This is a genomic window from Martelella sp. AD-3 (assembly GCF_001578105.1).
In the GTDB taxonomy this organism is placed as follows: Bacteria; Pseudomonadota; Alphaproteobacteria; order Rhizobiales; family Rhizobiaceae; genus Martelella.
On sequence record NZ_CP014275.1, the window covers coordinates 1,372,358 to 1,391,880 of the forward strand.

General features: G+C 59.2%; 13 protein-coding genes and 3 pseudogenes. 12 read left to right on the forward strand and 4 right to left on the reverse strand.

What is annotated here, in order from left to right:
- The first annotated feature begins 5 nt into the window (after positions 1-5).
- The 5 genes from AZF01_RS06400 (at position 6) to AZF01_RS06430 (ending at position 4,419) form a co-directional block, all read left to right on the forward strand.
- The gene (locus AZF01_RS06400; RefSeq protein ID WP_244435525.1) at positions 6-776 is read left to right on the forward strand and encodes a hypothetical protein; all 771 of its coding nucleotides are present in this window, start codon (positions 6-8) and stop codon (positions 774-776) included.
- Positions 773-1,555, forward strand: a complete 783-nt coding sequence (locus AZF01_RS23865) for a hypothetical protein (RefSeq protein WP_156484722.1) — start codon at positions 773-775, stop codon at positions 1,553-1,555. The genes AZF01_RS06400 and AZF01_RS23865 overlap by 4 nt, the downstream gene beginning before the upstream one ends.
- Before the next feature lie 989 nt (positions 1,556-2,544).
- A complete protein-coding gene (locus AZF01_RS06420) occupies positions 2,545-3,039 on the forward strand; it encodes a hypothetical protein (protein WP_156484723.1) in 495 nt (164 codons plus the stop codon).
- Positions 3,029-3,781: a hypothetical protein gene (locus AZF01_RS06425; protein ID WP_024707307.1), complete on the forward strand. Its 753-nt coding sequence runs from the start codon at positions 3,029-3,031 to the stop codon at positions 3,779-3,781. Before AZF01_RS06420 ends, AZF01_RS06425 begins: the two co-directional genes overlap by 11 nt.
- Positions 3,778-4,419: a transcription termination/antitermination protein NusG gene (locus tag AZF01_RS06430; RefSeq protein ID WP_081725722.1), complete on the forward strand. Its 642-nt coding sequence runs from the start codon at positions 3,778-3,780 to the stop codon at positions 4,417-4,419. Before AZF01_RS06425 ends, AZF01_RS06430 begins: the two co-directional genes overlap by 4 nt.
- Positions 4,420-4,892: 473 nt before the next feature.
- Here AZF01_RS06430 and AZF01_RS23405 read toward each other — a convergent pair whose 3' ends face one another.
- Both AZF01_RS23405 and AZF01_RS06440 read right to left on the reverse strand, forming a co-directional pair.
- Complete coding sequence (locus AZF01_RS23405) at positions 4,893-6,011, reverse strand: IS110 family transposase (protein WP_061449872.1); 1,119 nt, start codon at positions 6,009-6,011, stop codon at positions 4,893-4,895.
- A 333-nt stretch (positions 6,012-6,344) separates the two neighbouring features.
- On the reverse strand, positions 6,345-7,463 hold the full coding sequence (locus AZF01_RS06440; protein ID WP_024708612.1) for an ABC transporter ATP-binding protein: 1,119 nt from the start codon (positions 7,461-7,463) through the stop codon (positions 6,345-6,347).
- 246 nt (positions 7,464-7,709) lie between these two features.
- Between AZF01_RS06440 and AZF01_RS06445 the strand changes: the two genes are divergently transcribed.
- The 4 genes from AZF01_RS06445 (at position 7,710) to AZF01_RS06460 (ending at position 12,994) form a co-directional block, all read left to right on the forward strand.
- Complete coding sequence (locus AZF01_RS06445; protein WP_024708611.1) at positions 7,710-8,972, forward strand: ABC transporter substrate-binding protein; 1,263 nt, start codon at positions 7,710-7,712, stop codon at positions 8,970-8,972.
- Positions 8,973-9,095: 123 nt separating this feature from the next.
- Positions 9,096-11,207 (forward strand): FAD-dependent oxidoreductase, encoded by a 2,112-nt coding sequence (locus AZF01_RS06450; RefSeq protein WP_024708610.1) that lies wholly within the window; start codon positions 9,096-9,098, stop codon positions 11,205-11,207.
- 11 nt (positions 11,208-11,218) lie between these two features.
- Positions 11,219-12,148: a carbohydrate ABC transporter permease gene (locus AZF01_RS06455; protein WP_024708609.1), complete on the forward strand. Its 930-nt coding sequence runs from the start codon at positions 11,219-11,221 to the stop codon at positions 12,146-12,148.
- 9 nt (positions 12,149-12,157) lie between these two features.
- The gene (locus tag AZF01_RS06460; RefSeq protein ID WP_024708608.1) at positions 12,158-12,994 is read left to right on the forward strand and encodes a carbohydrate ABC transporter permease; all 837 of its coding nucleotides are present in this window, start codon (positions 12,158-12,160) and stop codon (positions 12,992-12,994) included.
- A gap of 68 nt (positions 12,995-13,062) precedes the next feature.
- Here the strand turns inward: AZF01_RS06460 and AZF01_RS06465 are convergent, their stop codons facing one another.
- Positions 13,063-13,737 (reverse strand): GntR family transcriptional regulator, encoded by a 675-nt coding sequence (locus tag AZF01_RS06465; RefSeq protein WP_024708607.1) that lies wholly within the window; start codon positions 13,735-13,737, stop codon positions 13,063-13,065.
- Between the two features lie 207 nt (positions 13,738-13,944).
- On the opposite strand from AZF01_RS06465, the pseudogene AZF01_RS23410 reads away from it, so the two are divergent.
- The 3 pseudogenes from AZF01_RS23410 to AZF01_RS06490 all read left to right on the forward strand — a co-directional run.
- A pseudogene (locus AZF01_RS23410) lies at positions 13,945-14,726 on the forward strand (IS3 family transposase); the annotation flags it as partial.
- Between the two features lie 631 nt (positions 14,727-15,357).
- Positions 15,358-16,089: pseudogene (locus AZF01_RS06485) on the forward strand (reverse transcriptase domain-containing protein); the annotation flags it as partial.
- Between the two features lie 650 nt (positions 16,090-16,739).
- Positions 16,740-17,442: pseudogene (locus AZF01_RS06490) on the forward strand (IS6 family transposase).
- 72 nt (positions 17,443-17,514) lie between these two features.
- Here the strand turns inward: AZF01_RS06490 and AZF01_RS06495 are convergent.
- Positions 17,515-19,509 carry a VWA domain-containing protein gene (locus AZF01_RS06495; RefSeq protein WP_024708605.1) on the reverse strand — a complete coding sequence of 665 codons (1,995 nt, stop codon included), beginning with the start codon at positions 19,507-19,509 and terminating at the stop codon, positions 17,515-17,517.
- Positions 19,510-19,523: the final 14 nt, after the last annotated feature.

Below are 19,523 nucleotides of genomic sequence, written 5' to 3' on the forward strand. Positions count from 1 at the left end.
GCGTGATGGCGAAGGCTGACAGCTCCAGAGCAGCAAATGCCGTGATCGAAGCATATCATCCGATGCGGATCCTGATCGGCTGCGAGACATCCGGCGTGGTGCGCCGTGCCTTTGCAGCCCGCGGCCATGATGTCTGGTCATGCGACCTTCTTCCGGCCGAAGACGGCAGCAACCGGCATATCGTTTGCGATATCCGGGATATCCTTGATGACGGCTGGGACCTTCTGGCGGTCATGCATCCACCCTGTACGCGGCTTTGCAACAGCGGCGTGCGCTGGCTTTGCGGACCACCGACCAATCCGCCAAACGAGGCAAGGGCAGACGAACGACGGGCGTGGCCGGTTCTTTCGACAGAAGAGCGACGCGCCATCATGTGGCGGCTGCTGGATGAAGGGGCCGATCTGTTCGCAGCGTGCTGGAATGCAAAGATCGAACGGGTTGCTGTTGAGAACCCGGTCATGCACCGGCACGCCAAAGCCCGTATTGCCGGCTATGCGCCACCGGCCCAGACGGTCCAGCCCTGGTGGTTCGGGGACAGGGCCTTCAAAGCGACCTCACTCTATCTGCGTGGCCTGCCGACGCTGTCTCCGACAAACAGGCTGACACCGCCAAGGCCGGGAACGGATGATCACAGGCGCTGGTCGATCGTGCACCGCGCGCCACCCGGGACAGATCGCTGGCGCCTGCGCTCGAGGACATATCCGGGCCTTGCCGATGCCATGGCAGAGCAATGGGGCAGGCATGCCGCCAAAGCCATGCAGGGGGGTTCCGCATGACCCGCCTGCCATCACAAACAGCACCAGCGCAAGCCGACGCCCAACATATCCGCCACTTCGAACGCACCGGCATTGCCAGTGGCAGCGGCAGGATCACGGCACTGCGCATTGTCTGCGGCTGCTGCGAGGCAGCGGGCTATGTGCCGGCCACGGCAGCGCTGAGGCAGGGAGAGCCGGAGGCGGCCATTGCAGCCTTTGGCGCCCATGGCTGGCTGGTCGGTGCGACACCGGCCGAAGACCGCTGCCCGGCCTGCAGCCGCAGATCCTCTTCAGACAGGAAACAGACGACGAAAGGAGCCGGCACCATGGCGGCAGGACCGCGCAAGACAACTGCAAAGGCAAAAGTGGCCGGGGCAAAGGCGACGGCGATCACGGCCTCACCAACGGTATCCGAGGCACCCGGCATCCAGGCAGACCTCCCACCGCAGATGGGCCGGGATGATCGCCGGATCATCATGGAGAAGCTTGATGATGTCTATGGCGACAATGCCTATGGCGGATCATGGACGGATACGACGGTTGCCCGCGACCTCAATGTCCCCCGGGCATGGGTGAGCGAGGTGCGTGAAGCCTTCTTCGGGCCTGAGGGCAGCAATCCGCTGCTTGATCGCTATGGGGAAGAGAAGGAAGCGTTCGAGCGTCTTCATGCCGGCTTCATGGCCGCCCGCAAGAGCCATTGCGAAGAGCATGAGCGGCTTTTGAAGATGGCGATGGACATCTCGAAGAAGGCCGACGAGATCAATCGTCTCGGCAAGCGGGTCGAACGGGAACTCGGCTGATGTCTGAGGTTGCCGCACTCATAGCCGATATGGTGCGTGCCGGGGTCGATGCCGATCTGATCGGACGGACGGCTCAGGCACTGGCCGAGCGCGAGCCTGTGTTTGTACAGGCCGGCGACGATGCCGGTGTGTCTGCAGAAGGCCATGGCGGTCGCTCGCAGGCTGCCATCCGGCAGGCGCGCTATCGGGCACGGCGTGCGGCAGCCGACGGGGCAGGGCATAACGCAGGCGTAACGCGTTACGCTTCGCGTTACGGTGCGGCAGAAACAGACGATGGAGCCGCAGGTCCCGGAATTGCGGGCGATAGCGCCGAAAAAGCGACTGATGGAGAGACCTTTGACCGTAACGCGGCGTTACGCTGCGTTACGGGTGACGTAACGCGTTACGGTGATGGGCAAAAAGAGAACACCCCCCACACCCCCCAAGAGAAAAATTCCCCCTTAAAGAAAAGGCCCCTAAAGGGGCCCAAAAGAAAATTCCCCCCGAAGCGGCGGACAAGGGGCTGTTCGAGGCAGAACCTGAGGCTGATCGTTTCGAAAGACCGGACGATGCAGCGCAGGTAGAAGCTTTCGAAGCATCCGGAGCAGATGGATCATCAGCAGAACCGGCAGGCCCCGAGCGCAAACGCCGCTCTCGCCGTCATGGCGGTGATATCACCGGCCTGACAGCCGAGTTCGACACCCATGTCTGGCCGCTCTACCCGCAGAAGGTCGCCCGCAAGACGGCAGCAAAGGCTTGGGCCTCTGCACGCCAGCGCGCCAACTTCGATACGATCATGGACGGACTGAAGCGCTACGTCGCCAAACGCGATGACAGGCCGTGGTGCAATCTTTCGACATGGCTCAATCAGGACCGCTGGAACGACACACCGGCAGCAGCGCCAGCCAGAGCGCCGCCGCCATCCTCTGGCAGGCAATCACGCTCCGAACAGATCCGGGACCACAACAGGCGGGTCAGCGAAGCCCTCCATAAGCGCATGAGGCAGGACAATGGCAACGCAACTGCAGACATCATCGACATCGACAGATCAGATTGGACGGTTGAAGGCAGCGCTTGAACCGGCTGCCAGCCATCAGTCAGACCTGATGCTGACAAAGCTGATCGAACGCGGCTTCGTGGTTCCTGACAGCATCGACCCGGATATGGCGCCGGAACTCTATGCCGAAGTGCTCTGCGGCAAGCCGATTGCCGCCATGCGCCGTGTATTCGAGAACCTCAGGCTTGGACGCTATGAGCGCTATCGCTCCTTCCTGCCCAAACCGGCAGAGCTTTCCGCCCTGATCGATGAGGCCGCCCGTCATGACCGGGAGATGCTGGTGCTGGAGCGGGAACGGCAGAAGGCCATGGAAGAGCGCAGGCAGCTCACCAGACAGATGAGCGAGGAGGAACGCGAACGCCGCCGGGAGAAGGTGGCGGCCGTCAGGGCGATGCTGGCCAATGCAGCTGCAGCCCGTATGGTGAAGGAGGACGCTGATGAGCGCTGAGAGCGATACGACAAGCCGGAAGACCGTCAGAAAGGCTTTCCTCAAATTCTATCGGCAATGGCCAACCTTCGGTGATGACAGTGATGAACGTGCCTTTGCCGAATGGCAGGCACTGCATCACGGTGAACGTGAAGCCGCTGCAAGCCTGCTGCCGGCCTTTCTCAGCTTCTCGGCCATGAAAGGACAGACGGTGAAGTTTGCCGCCAGCACCTATTTGAAGGAAAAGCGCTGGAAGGATGTGCCGGACGGTATCGATACGGCCGTAGGCCCTTCCATTGCCGCCACCTTCGGCAAGGCATGGATGGCGGAACGCTTCATCCGTCTGGCTGAACCCTGTGCCCGGCTTCCACCGCTGACCCGCTTCCAGGAAAGCCAGATTGCCGGCGGCAGGGCAGACCGCAAGGCGCTCTGGCGCGAGCGCATGCAGAAGATGGGCTGGCCTGACGTCAATGCCATGCATGAACAGGCCGTCCGCTATCCTGGACGCGGTGTCCGGGTCTCCCCGCAAACCGTGCTTTTGGGCGCAGACTTCGAACAGGTGAGGGTGGAAGGCAATCTCTGGCGGGCATGGGAGGCGGAACATCATGCCCATGGCTATCCATGGCTTCCGGATACGGGACGTGTGGAATGGGTCTACTTCCCGCCCATCCCTGCTGATGAAGACGGACCGAAGGCAGCGCTTGCGGCCTTCTTCGACAGGCTGAAACGGATCGGACGGACAAGCGGGGCGGCAGCACAATGACACGGGATATGACGAGCCTTGAGGCAGAACTCGGCAAGAATAGCCTTCGGCGTCTGGACCGGGATGCAGCACTCAGACGCATGCGCCTTGATGAGCAGCATGCACTGACGGAAACTCATGAACAGGCGACATGGTATGTGGCAGCGGTTCATCCGGGCCATGAGCAGCAGGTGGAGACGGTCCTGAAGGACATTGGTGCTGAGGCGCTTGTGCCAATGCGCAAGGGCAAGCAGAGGCGCAGGCGAGGGCGGATGCTGCCGGTGAGAGACGAGGTGCTGATGACCGGCTATGTGCTTGTCCGCTTTGTCAGCACGGCCCGGGCGCTCAGAGGCCTCCTCAGGCTTGATTATGTCATCGCCATACTCGGGGGCTGGGAGACGCCGTATCCTGTCGCAGACGACAAGGTGGCTCAGATCATGCGCAAGGCTGACAATGGCGACTTCGACTATGAGCGTCACAGCGATGTCGAAGTCGTAGCCGGCGACCGGGTGATGATCGGCGAGGGGATCTTCGAGGGACAGGTCGGCACGGTGGTTACGGCCAACAGCAAGGGCAAGGGTGATGTCGTGGTCGAGGTTGATCTGTTCGGCCGGCTGACGCCGATGGTCGTGCCGCTTGCCGTGATCGCCAAGGTGTGAACCAACACCCCTGCCGATCGAAGATGATCCATCAGGATCTCGGCACGATCGCAGCGTATCAGCGGGACGGGTGGACTGGCGGGAGCGGGTTGCTTCGGTGACCCGCTCTTTTTCGTTAGGGCAGGGGGCAAGCGGTCCGCGGGTCCTCTGATGTTCGTTTGTCAAGTTTCTTGCACACTGATCCGTTTGACGGGGCAGGTGCCCCGCCGTGTTGGAAGTTTATGCGACGCGTATTGCAGGGGGCAGAGCAGATAAGACGACGGTAGATCACACTCTGATACGCGGGTTGGTTACCGCAGGACCGATGATCCGTCTTGGGCTCGCCTGCTGTCTTCCTGCGGACGTCGGCCAACTCTGCGAGAGTGGCCGGTCACTAAGGACCCTCGAGGGTTCCCTGGATTGCTCTGCCCCCAGTAATACGCGTCATTGATGATGAACTGAACTTTCCCCTTTCTCTGCTCTCAATCCCATCGTCAGGCGGCGGGCGACGCCGGATGAACATGGCGTGCGATGGCCCAGATAAAGGCAGCCATCTCTCTGGCTATTGCTGTGGTTACAACAGTCTGCACTTTTCCGCGTGAACTCAGGCGCCGGTATCTGGCACACAGTCTGATCTGTGCTTTCCAAGCGATGTCTCTGACAGGTTTGGGAAGTGCCTCCAGTCTGCCTGAGTGTTCTGATCCGACAGCCGCATGGCATCGGTAGGCCCATGCACCTTCAATCAAGACGCGTCGGGCCTCTTTTGAACCTGCCTTGGTGATTCCGCCCCTTCTGGTGCTGCCTCCACTGGAATACTCTGATGGCACGAGACCGAGATAGCTCATGAACTGCCGCGGCGTATCGAAGCGGTTTATATCGCCGGTCTCTGCGACGATGGTGACGGCTGAGATGAGCCTCACGCCACGCATGGCCTGGATCGCTTGCACGACTGGCCCCAGTGACCACTCTGGGATTAACATCTTTATCTGTGTTTCGAGCCGGGAAAGCCTCTTGTCGGCATCATCGACAGCGTCGACGTATTCCTGCAGGACAATCTGATGTGCAGGATGTCCAAATCGGAGCGTTGACAACCATCGCCGATGTTTCTTCGTCCAGTTTAGCCCCGATCTGTAGATGCGGCCGTGCCGCAAAAGGAAACCGGCAAGCTGTTGTCGGGCCCGACGCCGATTCTCCATCGCCGACGTGCGGGCCCGCACCAGGTCGCGGATCGCTTCATGTCCTTCATCGGGAACCCAGACTGCGGTGAGCTCATCGGCGCGATGCAGGCGTGCCAGCAGGACGGCATCTCTGCGGTCTGTCTTAACCCGGTCTCCAGGGCGCGCCGGTGTCAGAGATGGCGCAACGACGATGCAATCCTGACGGAGATCTGTCAGTTGCCTGTGAAGGACATAGCCGCAGGGACCGGCCTCGTAGCAGAAGCGGAGTATGGCTTCATGCTTCCCGAGCTTGGCGACCAGACGTCGAACGGCTTCGTGTGAGTTCCTAATCTCTCCGAGATAACGCACTTCACCGCCACGTATGCCTTCCGCCACAGCGACAGCGATTGTCTCTTTGTGGACGTCAAGCCCGACAAATAATGTATCCTCTCCCATGGTCCGTCTCCTCGTGTATGGGGCTCTGCTCCGTCGATGCGGGGCAATCCCCGACATAACACGACGGGGGCGGGCTGCCCCCCGAAACGAACATTGGGTCCTTCCCACGGCCCCTTGCCCTGCGGGTATTTGGCACCGCGCGGGTTGCCCAGTCTGAGACTAAATTGAAAGCCTAAAGTCAGGGCTAAACTAAAGTCGATACAGGGTTGTCGTGAAACTTATCGACGGCCTTGAACGGTACTTTGCGACGTTGTTGATGACCATTCGTGCCGGCGGCCACCTACTCCTGAGTAGATGAGTATGCCGGAGCGATAGACCATTCCAATGAACAGGTTAGTTTGCCCTTGCGGCGATATGGCGCTGCGCATGGCCGAATGCCTTTCCCTCTTCATCGAATAAGTAGATTTTGCCGGAATCCATTCCGACATTCAACTCGTCGTCAGCCTGCAGATCGATGCTTCCTTGGGTTACGATCACGACCGCGTCTTCACCGCCACGCGAGTGAAGTTGCGTCGATCCACCCAGGTTCTCCGTGATGTCGAGTTTGAGGCGTAGCAGCGGGGCTTCATTGTCCAGCACAAGGTGTTCAGGGCGAAGCCCGATGGTGACAATGTCTCCCTGGCGGATTTTTGCCGTGGCATCAGTTGCCAAGGATAGGCACCCATCGGAAAATGAGGGGTGCGCCAACAAGAGTACGCCTTGGCTCACGCGCTCCGCGGTCGCCTTGATAAAGTTCATTTTCGGAGAACCGATGAAGCCGGCGACGAAGGTGTTGACGGGTGTATCATAAAGTTCCGTCGGTGTTCCCACTTGCTCGACCAGCCCGGATCGGAGCACGACAATCCGGTCGGCAAGTGTCATTGCTTCCACCTGATCGTGCGTGACATAGACCATGGTCGCCCCAAGTTTACGGTGCAGACGAGCAATTTCGACCCGCATTTGGGTGCGTAGTTCTGCGTCGAGGTTTGAGAGCGGTTCGTCAAACAGGAATATTTTCGGATTTCGCACGATGGCACGGCCGATCGCCACGCGTTGTCGCTGACCGCCAGAAAGTGCTCGCGGCTTACGATCCAACAATTGCTCGATCTGCAATATGCCTGCGGCCTCTTCGACGCTGCGCCTGATTTCGCTTTCCGGTAACTTGGCCATCCTGAGACCGAATGCCATGTTTTCGAACACGTTCATGTGCGGGTAGAGCGCATAGGACTGAAACACCATGGATATGGCTCGGCGCGCTGGTTCTTCGAAGGTGACATCCCTGCCGTCGATCGTCAGGCGCCCGCCATTCACTTGCTCAAGTCCAGCGATCATTCTCAGTAATGTAGACTTCCCGCAGCCTGATGGACCGACGAAGACCACGAACTCACCTTTCTCCGCGGAGAAGCCGACTCCCTTTATGACCTCCAGTTCTCCGAACGTCTTCTTTACGTTTTCGATTTGCAGAAATGACATTACCGATTGACCTCCTGATTCGTTGCGGCACGTTCTAAATTCGCCGGTATAGTGAATAATGACGTGCTGTCGCGAAGCTCGCCGCTACGGTCCATAAACCGCGGTGACCTGAATTTTCCCGAATTCACGCTCATCCCTCTTGCAATGCTCAACATGATATGACTAACATGTCAATCAAAGGTTAGCATGTTGTCGGGTTCTGTCAAAGCCTGACCTTTTCAAAGGGAGGAAAATATGAGGGTTTACATGAAGGCCATTCTCGCCGCCGCCGGAGTTGCCGCTCTGGCCACTTCGGCGAGTGCCGAAACGATCCGGGTCTTCGCCAATTCTGCGCATCAGATCGCGTTTGAAGGGCAAGGTGGGCAGGCTGACGCCAGCCTTGCTGATGCGTTCGAAAGGGAAACGGGTATCAAGGTCGTTTGGGAGACGGTTCCCTATCCGGAGATGCGTCAGACCATGTTACGGGCTCTTGCCGGCAGGAGCGCCCAGTATGACGTCGTGATGGTTGAGAACAGCTGGGCGGTTCCATCCGTACTCGACAAGCTTGTGTCAGTGAACTCTGTTGCCAGTCCTGATCAAACGGATGAGCTCGCAGATATCTTTCCTGCGATGAAGGGAGATTTTACACAAAACGGTGAACTCAAGGGCGTGCCGATCCGCTCCAATCCGCAGATCGTTCATTTCAACAAGAAGATTTTCTCCGAACGCGGCATCGATGTGCCGATCAGCTTCGAGGCGATGCTCGATGCTGCTGAAAAGGCTTCGTACAAGCGTAGTGACGGGGCGTCCATTTATGGTCTGGCGATCAAGCCCAATGAGGACCTTATATCAATCGTCAAGGCGCTCGGCGGCGGTATCGTCTCGCCGAACTATGAAGTCCTAGTCGACACACCGGAAACCATAGCCGCCATCAAGCGGATCAGGACGCTTTTTGATGACGGCGCCATTCCGCCGAACTTCTTCTCCATGGATTCAGCTTCGGTGCAGACGCTGATGCGTGAAGGTCTCGCCGCGATGACGCTGTTCGGCGACAACTACTATCTGCGTTTCAACGACCCAAACTCGTCGCGCATTGCGGGAGACGCCGGCTTCTTCGCGGTTCCCGGCGAGAAGGATGGCAGTTACGCGCCCACAAAAGTCGCCTTCTGGTCAGCGGCACTGCCGGCGAATGCCGATGCTGAAAGCCATGCGAATGGCTGGAAGTTCATCCATTATCTCGCTTCTCCACCTGTGCAGCTGCAGATGGCCCTGAACGGCAACGGCCCCGTCAGCATCACAACCCTGCATGATCCGGCCTTCATCGACGCGGCGCCCTATGCGGCTGTCTCCGAAATTGCACTCGACCATGCGAGCCCGCTGCTGCCCGTCTTCGACGGGACGGCTCAGATCCAGGATACGTTCGAACAGGCTGCCGTCGCTGCTATTCTCGGAAAGGAAACAGTGGAGGTCGCGATGAGCGAAGTCGCGGCGAAGATCGAGAAGATCATCGCAAGCAAGCGTCCTGAATGAGCAACGGAGCCTGCCTGCTGATCGTAATGATCCTGCGGGCAGGCACCTGAATTCGAAATGGAGGCTCGGCAAGCGCGGGCCGGACTCGGCGAGCGTCGAGACTTTCTGAAACGGAGCTTTCAAATGACAGGCTACACCTTGAGCGATCGCGCGGTGCAAACGCGCGATGTGGATGTCCTTGTGCTTGGCGGCGGCATGTCGGGCGTGTTCTCCGCCATCGGTGCGAAGGACGAGACCACAAGCGTTGTGATCGTGGAACCGGCCAATGTGCTCGGCGGACAGGGAACAAGCGGCGGCGTCGCCGGTTTCGTGGGTGACACGGAGAATGTCAACGATGCCTTTCGCACGCTGATCGAGCGACTTGCCCTATGCGGCAAGATTGATCCCTATCGTCCGAATGAAGATCGCCGTGCCTATGATCTGGAGAGCTGCGCCTTTATCCTTCAGGAGCTTGTCGACGAGGCGGGAATAGAGATCTGGCTGCATTCAACGGCGCTCGACATGCGCAAGGAGGGCGCCGACGTCAGAGAAGTCCTCGTTAGATGCGGCCCGAATCTTGTGGTTGTCCGCCCTAAAATGGTGATCGATGCAACGGGCAATGCGGTCATTGCGACGATTTCCGGTTGTGAGACCATCCATCTCGGGCCGCGCAAGCAACTGCCGATGAGCCTCTATTTTACGCTGTGGAATACCGGAAAGCCCGTTGAGCCCTATCTTCCGCCGGGCTGTCCGCTGTGGGAAAGCAGTGACGATTTGCCGATGACTTCCTTGCATGCCTTCAGCAATGGTCGTGTTGAAGTGAAGATGAAGGTCGTGGGCTTTGATGCCGCCGACGGGTTCAGCCTGTCACGGGCTGAAATCTACGCCCGCCGACAGATGATGGGTCTGATTTATCACCTGCAAACACAGGGCTATCAGGGAAGGCATTCCTTTGACGGCGGGCGGCCCCTCGCGACCTACACCTTGGCCTCGGTTTCCCGGAATATCGGGCAGCGGGAAGGGCGCAGGATCATTGGCAGAAGCAAGTTGACCGATGACGATGTGCGCTCTGCCTGCACTTTTAGCGATGCAGTCGCCGTCGGAGCATATCACCTTGATTTTCACTGGACGGACACGGAAAAGCGCGCCGGAACGGGCGTAACCGATATGGTCGAACCCTATCAGATCCCCCTGAGCGCCATGCGGCCTGTCGGCCTCAACAATGTCCTTTGTCCAGGCCGCTCGCTCAGTGGCGACCAACTCGCCCTCAGTTCCTACCGCGCGATGACAACCTGCGCGCAGATGGGTTTCGGCGCCGGGAAGGCCGCGGTGCACGCTATCTCGCGATCCGGCACGCTTGACACCATTGATTTCGAGGTCCTGAAGAAGACGCTCGCGGAAAATGGGCAGTCGCTCAACCTTTCGGACTATGGTGATTATTTGCGATGCCTGAGGGTATTTGATGAGTCTGTTCCTTTCGCGGGTCGCTCGGAAACGAATAGTGAAGGCCGTCTGATACTGGCACGTGCATCAGGCGGTCGGACGCTTGCTCTCCGCCACAACGCGCAGGCCGGGCGTATGGAGATAGCCCTGCGCCGCGGTGGTGGATGGCAACCAAAAGTGGAGCTGGAGGCGTCAGCGGATGCTGGACATCTTGTCTCATGCGCATTTGGGGGCGACGGCGGGCTTGTCCTGAACTTCGAGAACAGTCAACAGCGAACCTTTGTGGCTGAAATGCCTGTTGCCGACCTCGATGACGGCAAGGCCTTTTCCGTTCCGGTGGGGAGTATCGGCGGTGTCCCGTCGACTGACGATCTGGATCAGGTCCGCTTTTCACTGATCTGCGACGCTGAGGGATTTCCGGTCAGCGCATCCGCTTCGGATCACGAAGGTCCGGCTGCGGTGGATGGAATGTCCGTCCTTTCTCTTGCGTCCTGTCCTTTTGGTCCGGGACGCGCCCATCTTGTGGCTGGCAGAGACGGGGTTCGTGATCTGATGCTTGTTCTCATTGTGGAGGGCGAAACGAAGACCATTTCGCGGTATCTGCTTGTTGATCGCAATGCCGATGCCGGAACGCGTCCCGCAATCATTCCGACCGCCGTCGGGCTCGCATTACTCTATCAGCGCCAGGATGGGGAGGTGCGGTTTTACGAGGGAGCGGTGGAACGTTTCGCGGCGGTCGGCGAGCGGCCGCCGCGGGAAGAGGACCTGCAGGCCATGCCCTATAATGACCACGTCATTTTTTCGACTTTGTAATTGGGGGCGATATGTCGACCACAAGTGTTGAAACCGACCTTGGCGTTGAACGTCAGATCCGAAAACTTGCCCGCAAAAGCGCGTTCCGCGGCTGGTCGCTCATGGCACCGCTCTACGTTTTGTTGATGCTGGTGATCGTGCTGCCGGAACTCTGGGCGTTCTACCTGAGCTTCACGGATTATTCCGTCGGGCAGGTTGCCAGCCGGGTTGGACTCCAGAACTACAACGAAGTCCTGCAGGACTCCGAGTTCTGGTACTCCGCCCTCCGGACGCTGATATTCGCAGCGGTCGCCGTGGCGCTGGAGGTCGCCGTAGGCCTGTCGCTTGCCTGCATTCTGAACAAGAAACTGCTGCTGCGCGGCCTTTTCATTGCGGCGCTGATCGCTCCGATCGCCATGAGCCAGGCGGTGACGTCTGCAATCTGGAGCTATCTCCTGGACTTCAACGTCGGGCCGCTCAACTACCTGACCGGTATTCTCGGCCTCGGACGGCATCAATGGCTTTCTTCGACGGCGACAGTTCTCGTCGTTGTCGCGCTTGTCGAATTCTGGGCCGGCATGCCGCACGTTCTGATCATGCTCTATCCGGTGCGCGCTTCGCTTCCCGAGGAACTCTACGAGGCGGCAGAACTCGACGGAGCCGATGGGCATCAGATTTTCCGACGTATCACCATGCCCCTGATGGCGCCGGCAGTCCTGATCGCCATGATTTTCCGTATCATCATCACGATGCGTGCCTTCGGTGTGATTTGGATTCTGACCCGCGGCGGTCCCCTCAATGCCTCCGAAATCCTCTCGATCTATCTTTACAAGATCGGCTTCAGCTATTTCGAATTCGGCAAGGCCGCAGCGATCGCCTGGCTCATCCTGCTACTGACGGCGCTTGTCGCATCGTTCTACATCTTCCGGCTTTACGCCGTTTCGTTTTCTGAAAAGCGCTGAGGAAAGACAATGAGCGCCAGACACAAACTCACAGTCGCCGAACGAGGCTTTCTCGCCATCTTCGTGTTTCTTTCGGTCTTTCCGATCCTTGTCGTTGTCGTTTCCTCGTTCAAGGCTGGACGAGATATCTTCACCTACAAGCCGGTTATCTTCTTTGCACCGACGCTGGACAATTACCTCAGCCTGTTCACCCGCTGGGGGCGCTTCGGTGAAGGTATACTCAACAGCCTCGTCGTCACCGCGGGCTCTATTCTTCTTACGCTCGTGGCCTGCCTGCCGGCGGCCTACGCAATGTCGCGGATGCCGCGTTATGGTGTCGGCAAATCATCGATCGTGCTCCTCGTCATCGAGATGCTGCCGCCACTGGTCGTGACGGTGCCCCTTTTTCCGATCTTCTCCTATCTCGGACTGGATAATTCCAACCTGGGCCTGATGCTGATCTATTCGACTTTCGAGGTCACGCTCGCGACCCTGATTCTGAAGACCTTCATCGACAGTATTCCTGCCGAGATCGAGGAAGCTGCGGCTATCGACGGCTGCCGCGGCCTTGCGCGGTTCTTCCGGATCGTCTTTCCACTAATCGTGCCCGGTATTGTTACGGTGGCGATCTTCGTCGCCTTGTTTGCCTGGAACGACTTCATGTTCGGGCTCATTCTAACGACATCGAGGACGCAGACTGCGCCGGTCGTGCTTGCTGACATGCTGGCGGGGATAGGCGAGGGTACTGCAACATGGGGAGAAGTGTTCGCCGCGGCAACGCTCCAGATGATCCCTGTGTTGGCCTTTACATGGCTGGTTCAGCGGCAGATGCTGTCAAAGGCGGTTGGCAGCGCGGTCAAGGGATGAATTTGCGAAACCGCCACGGCGCGTACATTCCTGGCGGGGCTGATCTTCGGAAAGGCCGCCCGAACCCCTCAGCCGATCCCGAGCGCGCGGTTCCGGCCTTTCATGATATGGGTCGTCATCGCCTCGGCGGCCCTTTGCGGGTCGCGCGCCTCGAGAGCGTCGATGACCGCCAAGTGATCACGCATGGTCGGCTTGACGATTTCGTTGAAAAGCCGGCCTTGCTCCTGCCGGACAAGGCTGATCTTCATTGCATTGACGCGATATGCGTCCGAGATGACCTTGTTGTGCAGCGCTTCTATGATCGTGTTGTGAAACCCGTGATCGACCTCTTGCGCCGCGTGCACGAGGCCTAGAGGCACCTGTTCGTTCATCGACAGGGCCTCGACCTTGTCGACGATCGCGGTGTGATTTTGTCTCGCTTCGGCAAGGGCCGCGGGAGAGGCCGTCCTGGCGAATTCCATCACGGCCTCGCGTTCCAGAAAAAGCCGGAACTGAAACGCATCGCGGATCAGATTGACATCAATGCTTGCGATCTGCAGGCCGCGTTGAGGAATGGTCGTGATCAACCCTTCGGTTTCGAGGCGCGGAATCAGTTCGCGGATTGCCGCCAGCGGCAGTCCCGTAAGTTCCACGAGCTGTCGCTGGCTTACAAACTGTCCCGGCCGCAGTTCGCGGGCCAGCAGTTGCTGAGTGAACCGGACATAGGCTTTGTCACGAAGATTGGAGCGTTCGCCATTCGTCACTGTGTTTCTGATCCTCGGGTGTCATCAAAAGGTAAAATGATATTAACATGTTACGCGGCGCGGTGAAAGACCGCAAGCACCGGTGCATCAAAAGTCGGATTTTGCTGCTGATAGTCGGACCACCTCCCGAAAATCCGGACACTGACGGCTTTGGAAGTGAACGGTGCCGGGTTTGCCGGAGACCCCAGCTCTTGAGAGGTAGGGGCTATGACAAGCAAGATGACCAATAGATATTCGCCAGAGGTCCGCACCCGGGCTGTTCGGATGGTGATCGAACACGAAGCCGAACATCCTTCGCTGTGGGCTGCCATTTCCTTGATAGCTGCAAAGATCGGTTGCTCGGCACATACGCTCAATGAGTGGGTCAAACGGGCTGAGGTGGATAGCGGCAAGCGGGCCGGTTTACCGAGCGATGTCGCGGAGAAGATGAAGGCTTTGGAACGCGAGAACCGGGAACTTCGTCGGGCGAACGAGATCTTGCGCAAGCGTCTGCGTATTTTGCTTGAGCCGAGCTCGACCGCCCACTGAAGCGATGATTACCTTCATCGATGAACGTCGTTCTGTGCTTGGGCCAATGTCGGATATTGGGCCTATATCTGCGGGCTTCTGCCGATTGCCCCATTCACCTACTACGATGCCGTTGCCAAGCGCACTGACGTGGATCGCCTGTCGGTCCGCGCTCGACGTGACATGGCCATGAAGATCGAGATACGCCGGGTGTTCAACGAGAACTTCCTGGTCTATGGCGTGCGGAAAGTCTGGCGGCAGTTGCAGCGAGAAGGCTTCGTTGTCGCTTGGCTCGCACCGTCGCACGGCTCATGAGAATGATGGGACTCCAAGGCATCATTCGTGGCAAGCCAGTCAAAACCACCGTGCCGGACAAGTCCGCTCCGTGCCCACTCTACCGGGTCAACCGACAGTTCTTCGCATCCGCGCCGAACATGCTTTGGCTTTCCGATTTCACATATGGTGCGCCTCGTCCCGGATGGTCCGGGGTGCATATGTCTGGAATGCATTGAGAAAGGAGGAATTAAAGACTGCCTTGCCCCCTGCTGTGAGGGGCATGAGCCCAAGCGGCGGTGACCTGTCGTCAACTGGCAGGGTGACGTAGCCCGCAGGTAAAGGGGATTGAGGCGAAGCCGCTACGCCGAGATGGTTCCCGAGGCTGAAGTATTGGAAGGTTGAGGAACACGAACCGGTTCACCCGCATCTGAGGGCTGGAATGTCGCCTCCGCCTACACGGCTTAACAGGCGGAATGCCAATGGTGCCGACGGAGACGTATGTCGGCGGCACGCGAATGTGACTGCACAAGTGGGGCAGTTACATGGGGCATGGGGAGAATGCAGCCAGACCATGACATCGGCATCGACTTGCGGAACGCAAGGGAAAAGACTGCGACCGGCAGCCTCACCAATACGCATGACGTCCAGCATATGAACGAGGGAAGGCATGATGGAATGCCCACGATGTTCTGCGTCGCAAGGGAGTTGACCCTGATGTCCATCATGCTGGCGGAGTTCCCGTAGTAGTTCGCGGCAGGGAAAGCCTGTCACATGGCGAAGTGGAACAGTTCAATCTGCTTGGAGTGCAAATTACCTGACCGAAAGAGGTGAAGACCTTTGATAATCAGCGAAATGCAGCACAAGCTCGCAACATGGGCCGAGGCCGATCCGAACCGGCGGTTCGATCGTCTTCTGCGGCTCATTGCCGATCGGGAGTGGCTTGCCGAAGCGGCCCGCGTTGTTCTGGCGTCAAGTGGCGCGCGGACACCGGGCATAGACGGAATAGACAGGCAACGGATGTAGGCCGGATTGGACCACCATCTGGCCGGCCTGCGGACTGACCTGCTGAAGGGTAGCTATTGCCCGATGCCGGTCAAGCGGATCTATATCCCGAAAGTCAATGGCAAGCTACGACCGCTGGGTATACCGACCCTGACAGACCGCATCGTCCAACGTGTCATGCTGATGGCCATGGAGCCGATCTGGGAAAGCGACTTCCATCGCTTGTCCTACGGCTTCCGGCCGGAACGCAGCGTGCATCATGCTGTCCGCACCGTGAAGATCCAGCTTCAAGATGGAGCGGATACGACGAGGGGGCGCTGGGTCATCGAAGGTGATCTGGCAAGTTACTTCGGCACGGTCCATCACCGGCTGCTTCTTAAATGCGTGCGGCGGCGGGACGGACGGTTTGTCGAACTCCTCTGGCGCATTCTCAAGGCAGGTCACATTGACCGTGGCCTGTTCAGGGCTGCCAGCCAGGGTGTTCCGCAAGGTGGCGGCCTGTCACCGCTCCTGTCCAACATCATGCTCCATGAGTTCGATGTCTGGCTGGAGGCGAAATACCTGACCCGATGCCGAGCATTGCAGCGCGAACATCGTCCATCTCTTTCCAGAATTCGGATTTTGACATTCTTTTCTCCTTCGGAGAGATAAACGTTTTCCGCCTTGAAAAGGTTGCTGCCAAAAACTCGAATAGAGGATTTCGCGCGAACGTTTTGGACCGCGCGGAAGTGTGACGCTTCCGTTCGGCGGATTGGTGCCGCAATGGTGACGACCGCTGGCTCAAGGCGCCGCTGCAGAGCATTGCGCCTCAAATGTCCGTCGTTGAATGATTATGGACAGAATGGGTTCTGTCTGTCGATTCCGGATGGCCAGCCGCCCGACGCTTGCTCTACCATCTTCCAGAAGCGCTTCGTTAGGGACTGCCCACCCGGCGCGGTTCAGCCTGTGACGGGCTGAAAATTCAAGAGCAAGGTTTCCGCCAACAGTTAGAGATTTTCGAGATAATTTATAAGACCACTGAAGCATCGGAACGCCGAAGGTGTCCGCGCCCGGAATGCGTGTAAGGTCGAAGTTGGCCTCTCCCGCTTTCCGCGGACGTTGGACGATTTCTCGAACGAGCGGTCTGTCGCGATGCGCGTGCGTCTCACCGTTTTGTTCAATGGTTTCCGCTGGCTTTGCCAAGTTGTTTGACCTCCGCGTTTGGGGATCGAGACGAGATGAAGTTGCCGAGCTCATTTCCCCGTCTGAGGGGGGCGTTTTCCGCGTGAAGTTGTCGCCTGCGCGGTCTGGGCCTATCATCGATTTACGTCGAGCACGGCCGATATGGTAGATCTTCTTGCTGAACGCAGTGTGATCGTGAGCAGGGAAACGGTTCGTCTCTGGATCAACCGCTTTGGCCGACATTTTGCCGACTCTATTCGCACAGACCGGCCCAAGCCGAACGATAAGTGGCATATGGATGAGGCTGTCATCACGATCGGCGGAAAGAAATTCTGGCTTTGGCGGGCAATTGACACCGCTGGTGACGTGCTCGACATTTTGGTTCAAGCTCGCCGCCATACCAAAGCTGCCAAGCGTTTTTTCTCAAGGCTGGTCAAGCAATTCGGTGAACCACGTGTCGTGGTGACGGACCAGCTGCGGTCCTACGCCGCGGCGAAACGCGAGGTCGCGCCCGGTCTGGACCACTGGTCGCACAAAGGCCTCAACAACAGGACCGAAAACAGCCACCTACCGTTCCGCAAACGGGAGAAAACGATGCAGGGCTTCAGATCAGCTAGCGGGCTGCAGCGTTTCATCTCCGTTCACTCCGCAACCCGCAACGACTTCTTCGTTCCCGCCCGCCGCCGATATGCCCAGACCATCCGCTACCATCGGATGGTAGCCATCGACGCTTGGAAGACGGCGTCCGGCATCGCTTGAAGTAAGCTGACAATCCGGGAAGCTGATCCTCCTACGTTACCGTGACAACTCCCCCGGTTTTCATCATCGACATCAGTTTGCTCCCTCAGGCAGGCCGTTGCGGATGGCGTCCATGATCTCGGCTTCGGAGCGCATCTGGCCGTTTTTCTTGATGACCGGCTGAGTTGCAGTCAGCATGGCCTGGAAGACGGCGGAGAAGGCCGCCATGTCCGATTGCGGCGTGACGCAGAGCCTGCCGGCTGCAACGGGCGCGCACATGCCGTCGGCGATGCTGTCGAGTGGGTTCGGGTTGAGCGCGATGCGCCCGTCACCCGACAGCGGCATCATATTCAGCCGAACCGGATCTCCCTCGGCCTCGTCGTCTGGGTAGGGGAAATCGGTGATCCATCCCGGGGGCAGCGCGAAGGAAAGCCCGGTGCCTTCGTCTGTCAGCAGGCAGAGTTCGGGGCCGTCGCAGACGAAACCGACATCCTCACCCAGACCTTCCTCTTCAAATCCTTCCTCGGCATCCGGTCCTTCACCCACGACGTCCGCATCGGCATCCATGCGCGGCGCAAGCTCCGTCCGGGCGGGCGCTGAGGCGGCGACCGCCAGGGGCAGGCGGTAGAGGACCTTTCGCCCGTCCTGACCATCCAGAACGTAGCGCAGTTCATAATCGCCGGGCGTTTCCGGAGCGAACAGCGTCTCTTCGTCGTTGCGCGTGTCCTGCGTATAGAAATAGGTGATTTCTCCGCTGAAATCCGCAAAGCCCGGTGTGACGATGTCGACCCAGTCTCCGGGGGTCTTGGGGCCGCGGAAACGAACCGGAAACTCGGCGCCGGGCCGCACGGCCGGCGGTGCTTCGAGCATCGCGGTCGTCTCCGTCACGCGCAGGGGAACCGAAATGCCAATCTCCCGTGCCTCCGGCCCCTGAACGATGTAGCGCAGATCATACTCCCCCGGCTGGGAGGGAGCCTGGATCAAGGCGGGGTTGCCGTCGCGAACCCAGACATAGGTGAGTTCGCTCTCCGTCCGCGGGGACCCGGCCTCGACCGTATCGAGATAATCTTCATCATTGCCGGGACCGTTCCAGTTGACGCTCATCATTGTGCCGAGTTCCACGGTCAGCGGGGCGTCGATTGCAAAATCTGCCTCTGTTACCGTGATCGGTTGACTGGCGGCGGCGGCCTCGCGGCTCGCACCGGTCCAGACATAGCGCAGCAGGTATTCGCCGGGATTGGCGGGCATCTTGACCCGAGCAGGATTGCCGTCGCGGACATAGGCCCAGGTCACCGGGCGTGCGGTTGGCATATCCGCCGGCACGATGTCGATGTAGTCATCGGGATCTGCCGGACCGGTCCAGCCGATTTCGACCGCGCTGGTGATCGGCGCCGTGGCAGGTGCATCGAGGCTTGCCGGCGGAATATCGGAAACAGGCTTTTCCGGTGGTCTCTCGGTCTTCAGCACGGCCTCTGCCAGCGCGCTTGAGAGACTAGCTGCATTGCGGGCTTCGATGTAGCGTCCGCCGGTATTCTCCGCGAGGCAGGCAACCTGGGCGCCTTCCTCCTTGGAAAGCCCGAAGCCGACGACATGGGCAGTGAAATCGATGCCCGCCGCCTCCAGCTCTGCGCCCAGCGCGCAGGGGTCGGCGCCGCACGTCTCCAGCCCGTCGGTGACGAGCACGAGCGTTGCAGGGTTTTCGGTGATCCTGAGTGCCTCGGCGCCGATCCGCACCGCATCCGAGAGCGGTGTCCGGCCCTGAAAGCGCATGGTATTGACCGCATCCAGCACGGCAGCGGCCGTACCGGGGGCGGGCTCGACCATTACCTCGATATCGCTGCAATCGCCGCGGCTGCGGTGTCCGTAGGCCACGAGGCCAAGCGCGCGGCCAGGGCTGATCTCGTCGACGAGATCAGCGACGGCATTGCGTGCGATCTCCAGCTTGGGCACGCCATCGATCTGGCCCCACATGGAGCCTGAGCCATCCATGACGATGAGCGTGCGTCCCGTGTCGGCGGCTTGCGTCATGCCCGCAAGCGAAAGGAAAACCGCACCTGTTCCAAGCGCAGCCTGGCAAAGCCTCTTCATTGTCTTGTCCCCCT

What these genes read in the sequence shown, in the direction of transcription:
- AZF01_RS23405 (WP_061449872.1), bottom strand. Translation starts at nt 6,011, where the DNA reads ATGGGAGAGGATACATTATTTGTCGGGCTTGACGTCCACAAAGAGACA.
- AZF01_RS06460 (WP_024708608.1), top strand. Translation starts at nt 12,158, where the DNA reads ATGAGCGCCAGACACAAACTCACAGTCGCCGAACGAGGCTTTCTCGCC.
- AZF01_RS06420 (WP_156484723.1), top strand. Translation starts at nt 2,545, where the DNA reads ATGGCAACGCAACTGCAGACATCATCGACATCGACAGATCAGATTGGA.
- AZF01_RS06430 (WP_081725722.1), top strand. Translation starts at nt 3,778, where the DNA reads ATGACACGGGATATGACGAGCCTTGAGGCAGAACTCGGCAAGAATAGC.
- AZF01_RS23865 (WP_156484722.1), top strand. Translation starts at nt 773, where the DNA reads ATGACCCGCCTGCCATCACAAACAGCACCAGCGCAAGCCGACGCCCAA.
- AZF01_RS06455 (WP_024708609.1), top strand. Translation starts at nt 11,219, where the DNA reads ATGTCGACCACAAGTGTTGAAACCGACCTTGGCGTTGAACGTCAGATC.
- AZF01_RS06440 (WP_024708612.1), bottom strand. Translation starts at nt 7,463, where the DNA reads ATGTCATTTCTGCAAATCGAAAACGTAAAGAAGACGTTCGGAGAACTG.
- AZF01_RS06445 (WP_024708611.1), top strand. Translation starts at nt 7,710, where the DNA reads ATGAAGGCCATTCTCGCCGCCGCCGGAGTTGCCGCTCTGGCCACTTCG.
- AZF01_RS06400 (WP_244435525.1), top strand. Translation starts at nt 6, where the DNA reads ATGGCGAAGGCTGACAGCTCCAGAGCAGCAAATGCCGTGATCGAAGCA.
- AZF01_RS06425 (WP_024707307.1), top strand. Translation starts at nt 3,029, where the DNA reads ATGAGCGCTGAGAGCGATACGACAAGCCGGAAGACCGTCAGAAAGGCT.
- AZF01_RS06495 (WP_024708605.1), bottom strand. Translation starts at nt 19,509, where the DNA reads ATGAAGAGGCTTTGCCAGGCTGCGCTTGGAACAGGTGCGGTTTTCCTT.
- AZF01_RS06450 (WP_024708610.1), top strand. Translation starts at nt 9,096, where the DNA reads ATGACAGGCTACACCTTGAGCGATCGCGCGGTGCAAACGCGCGATGTG.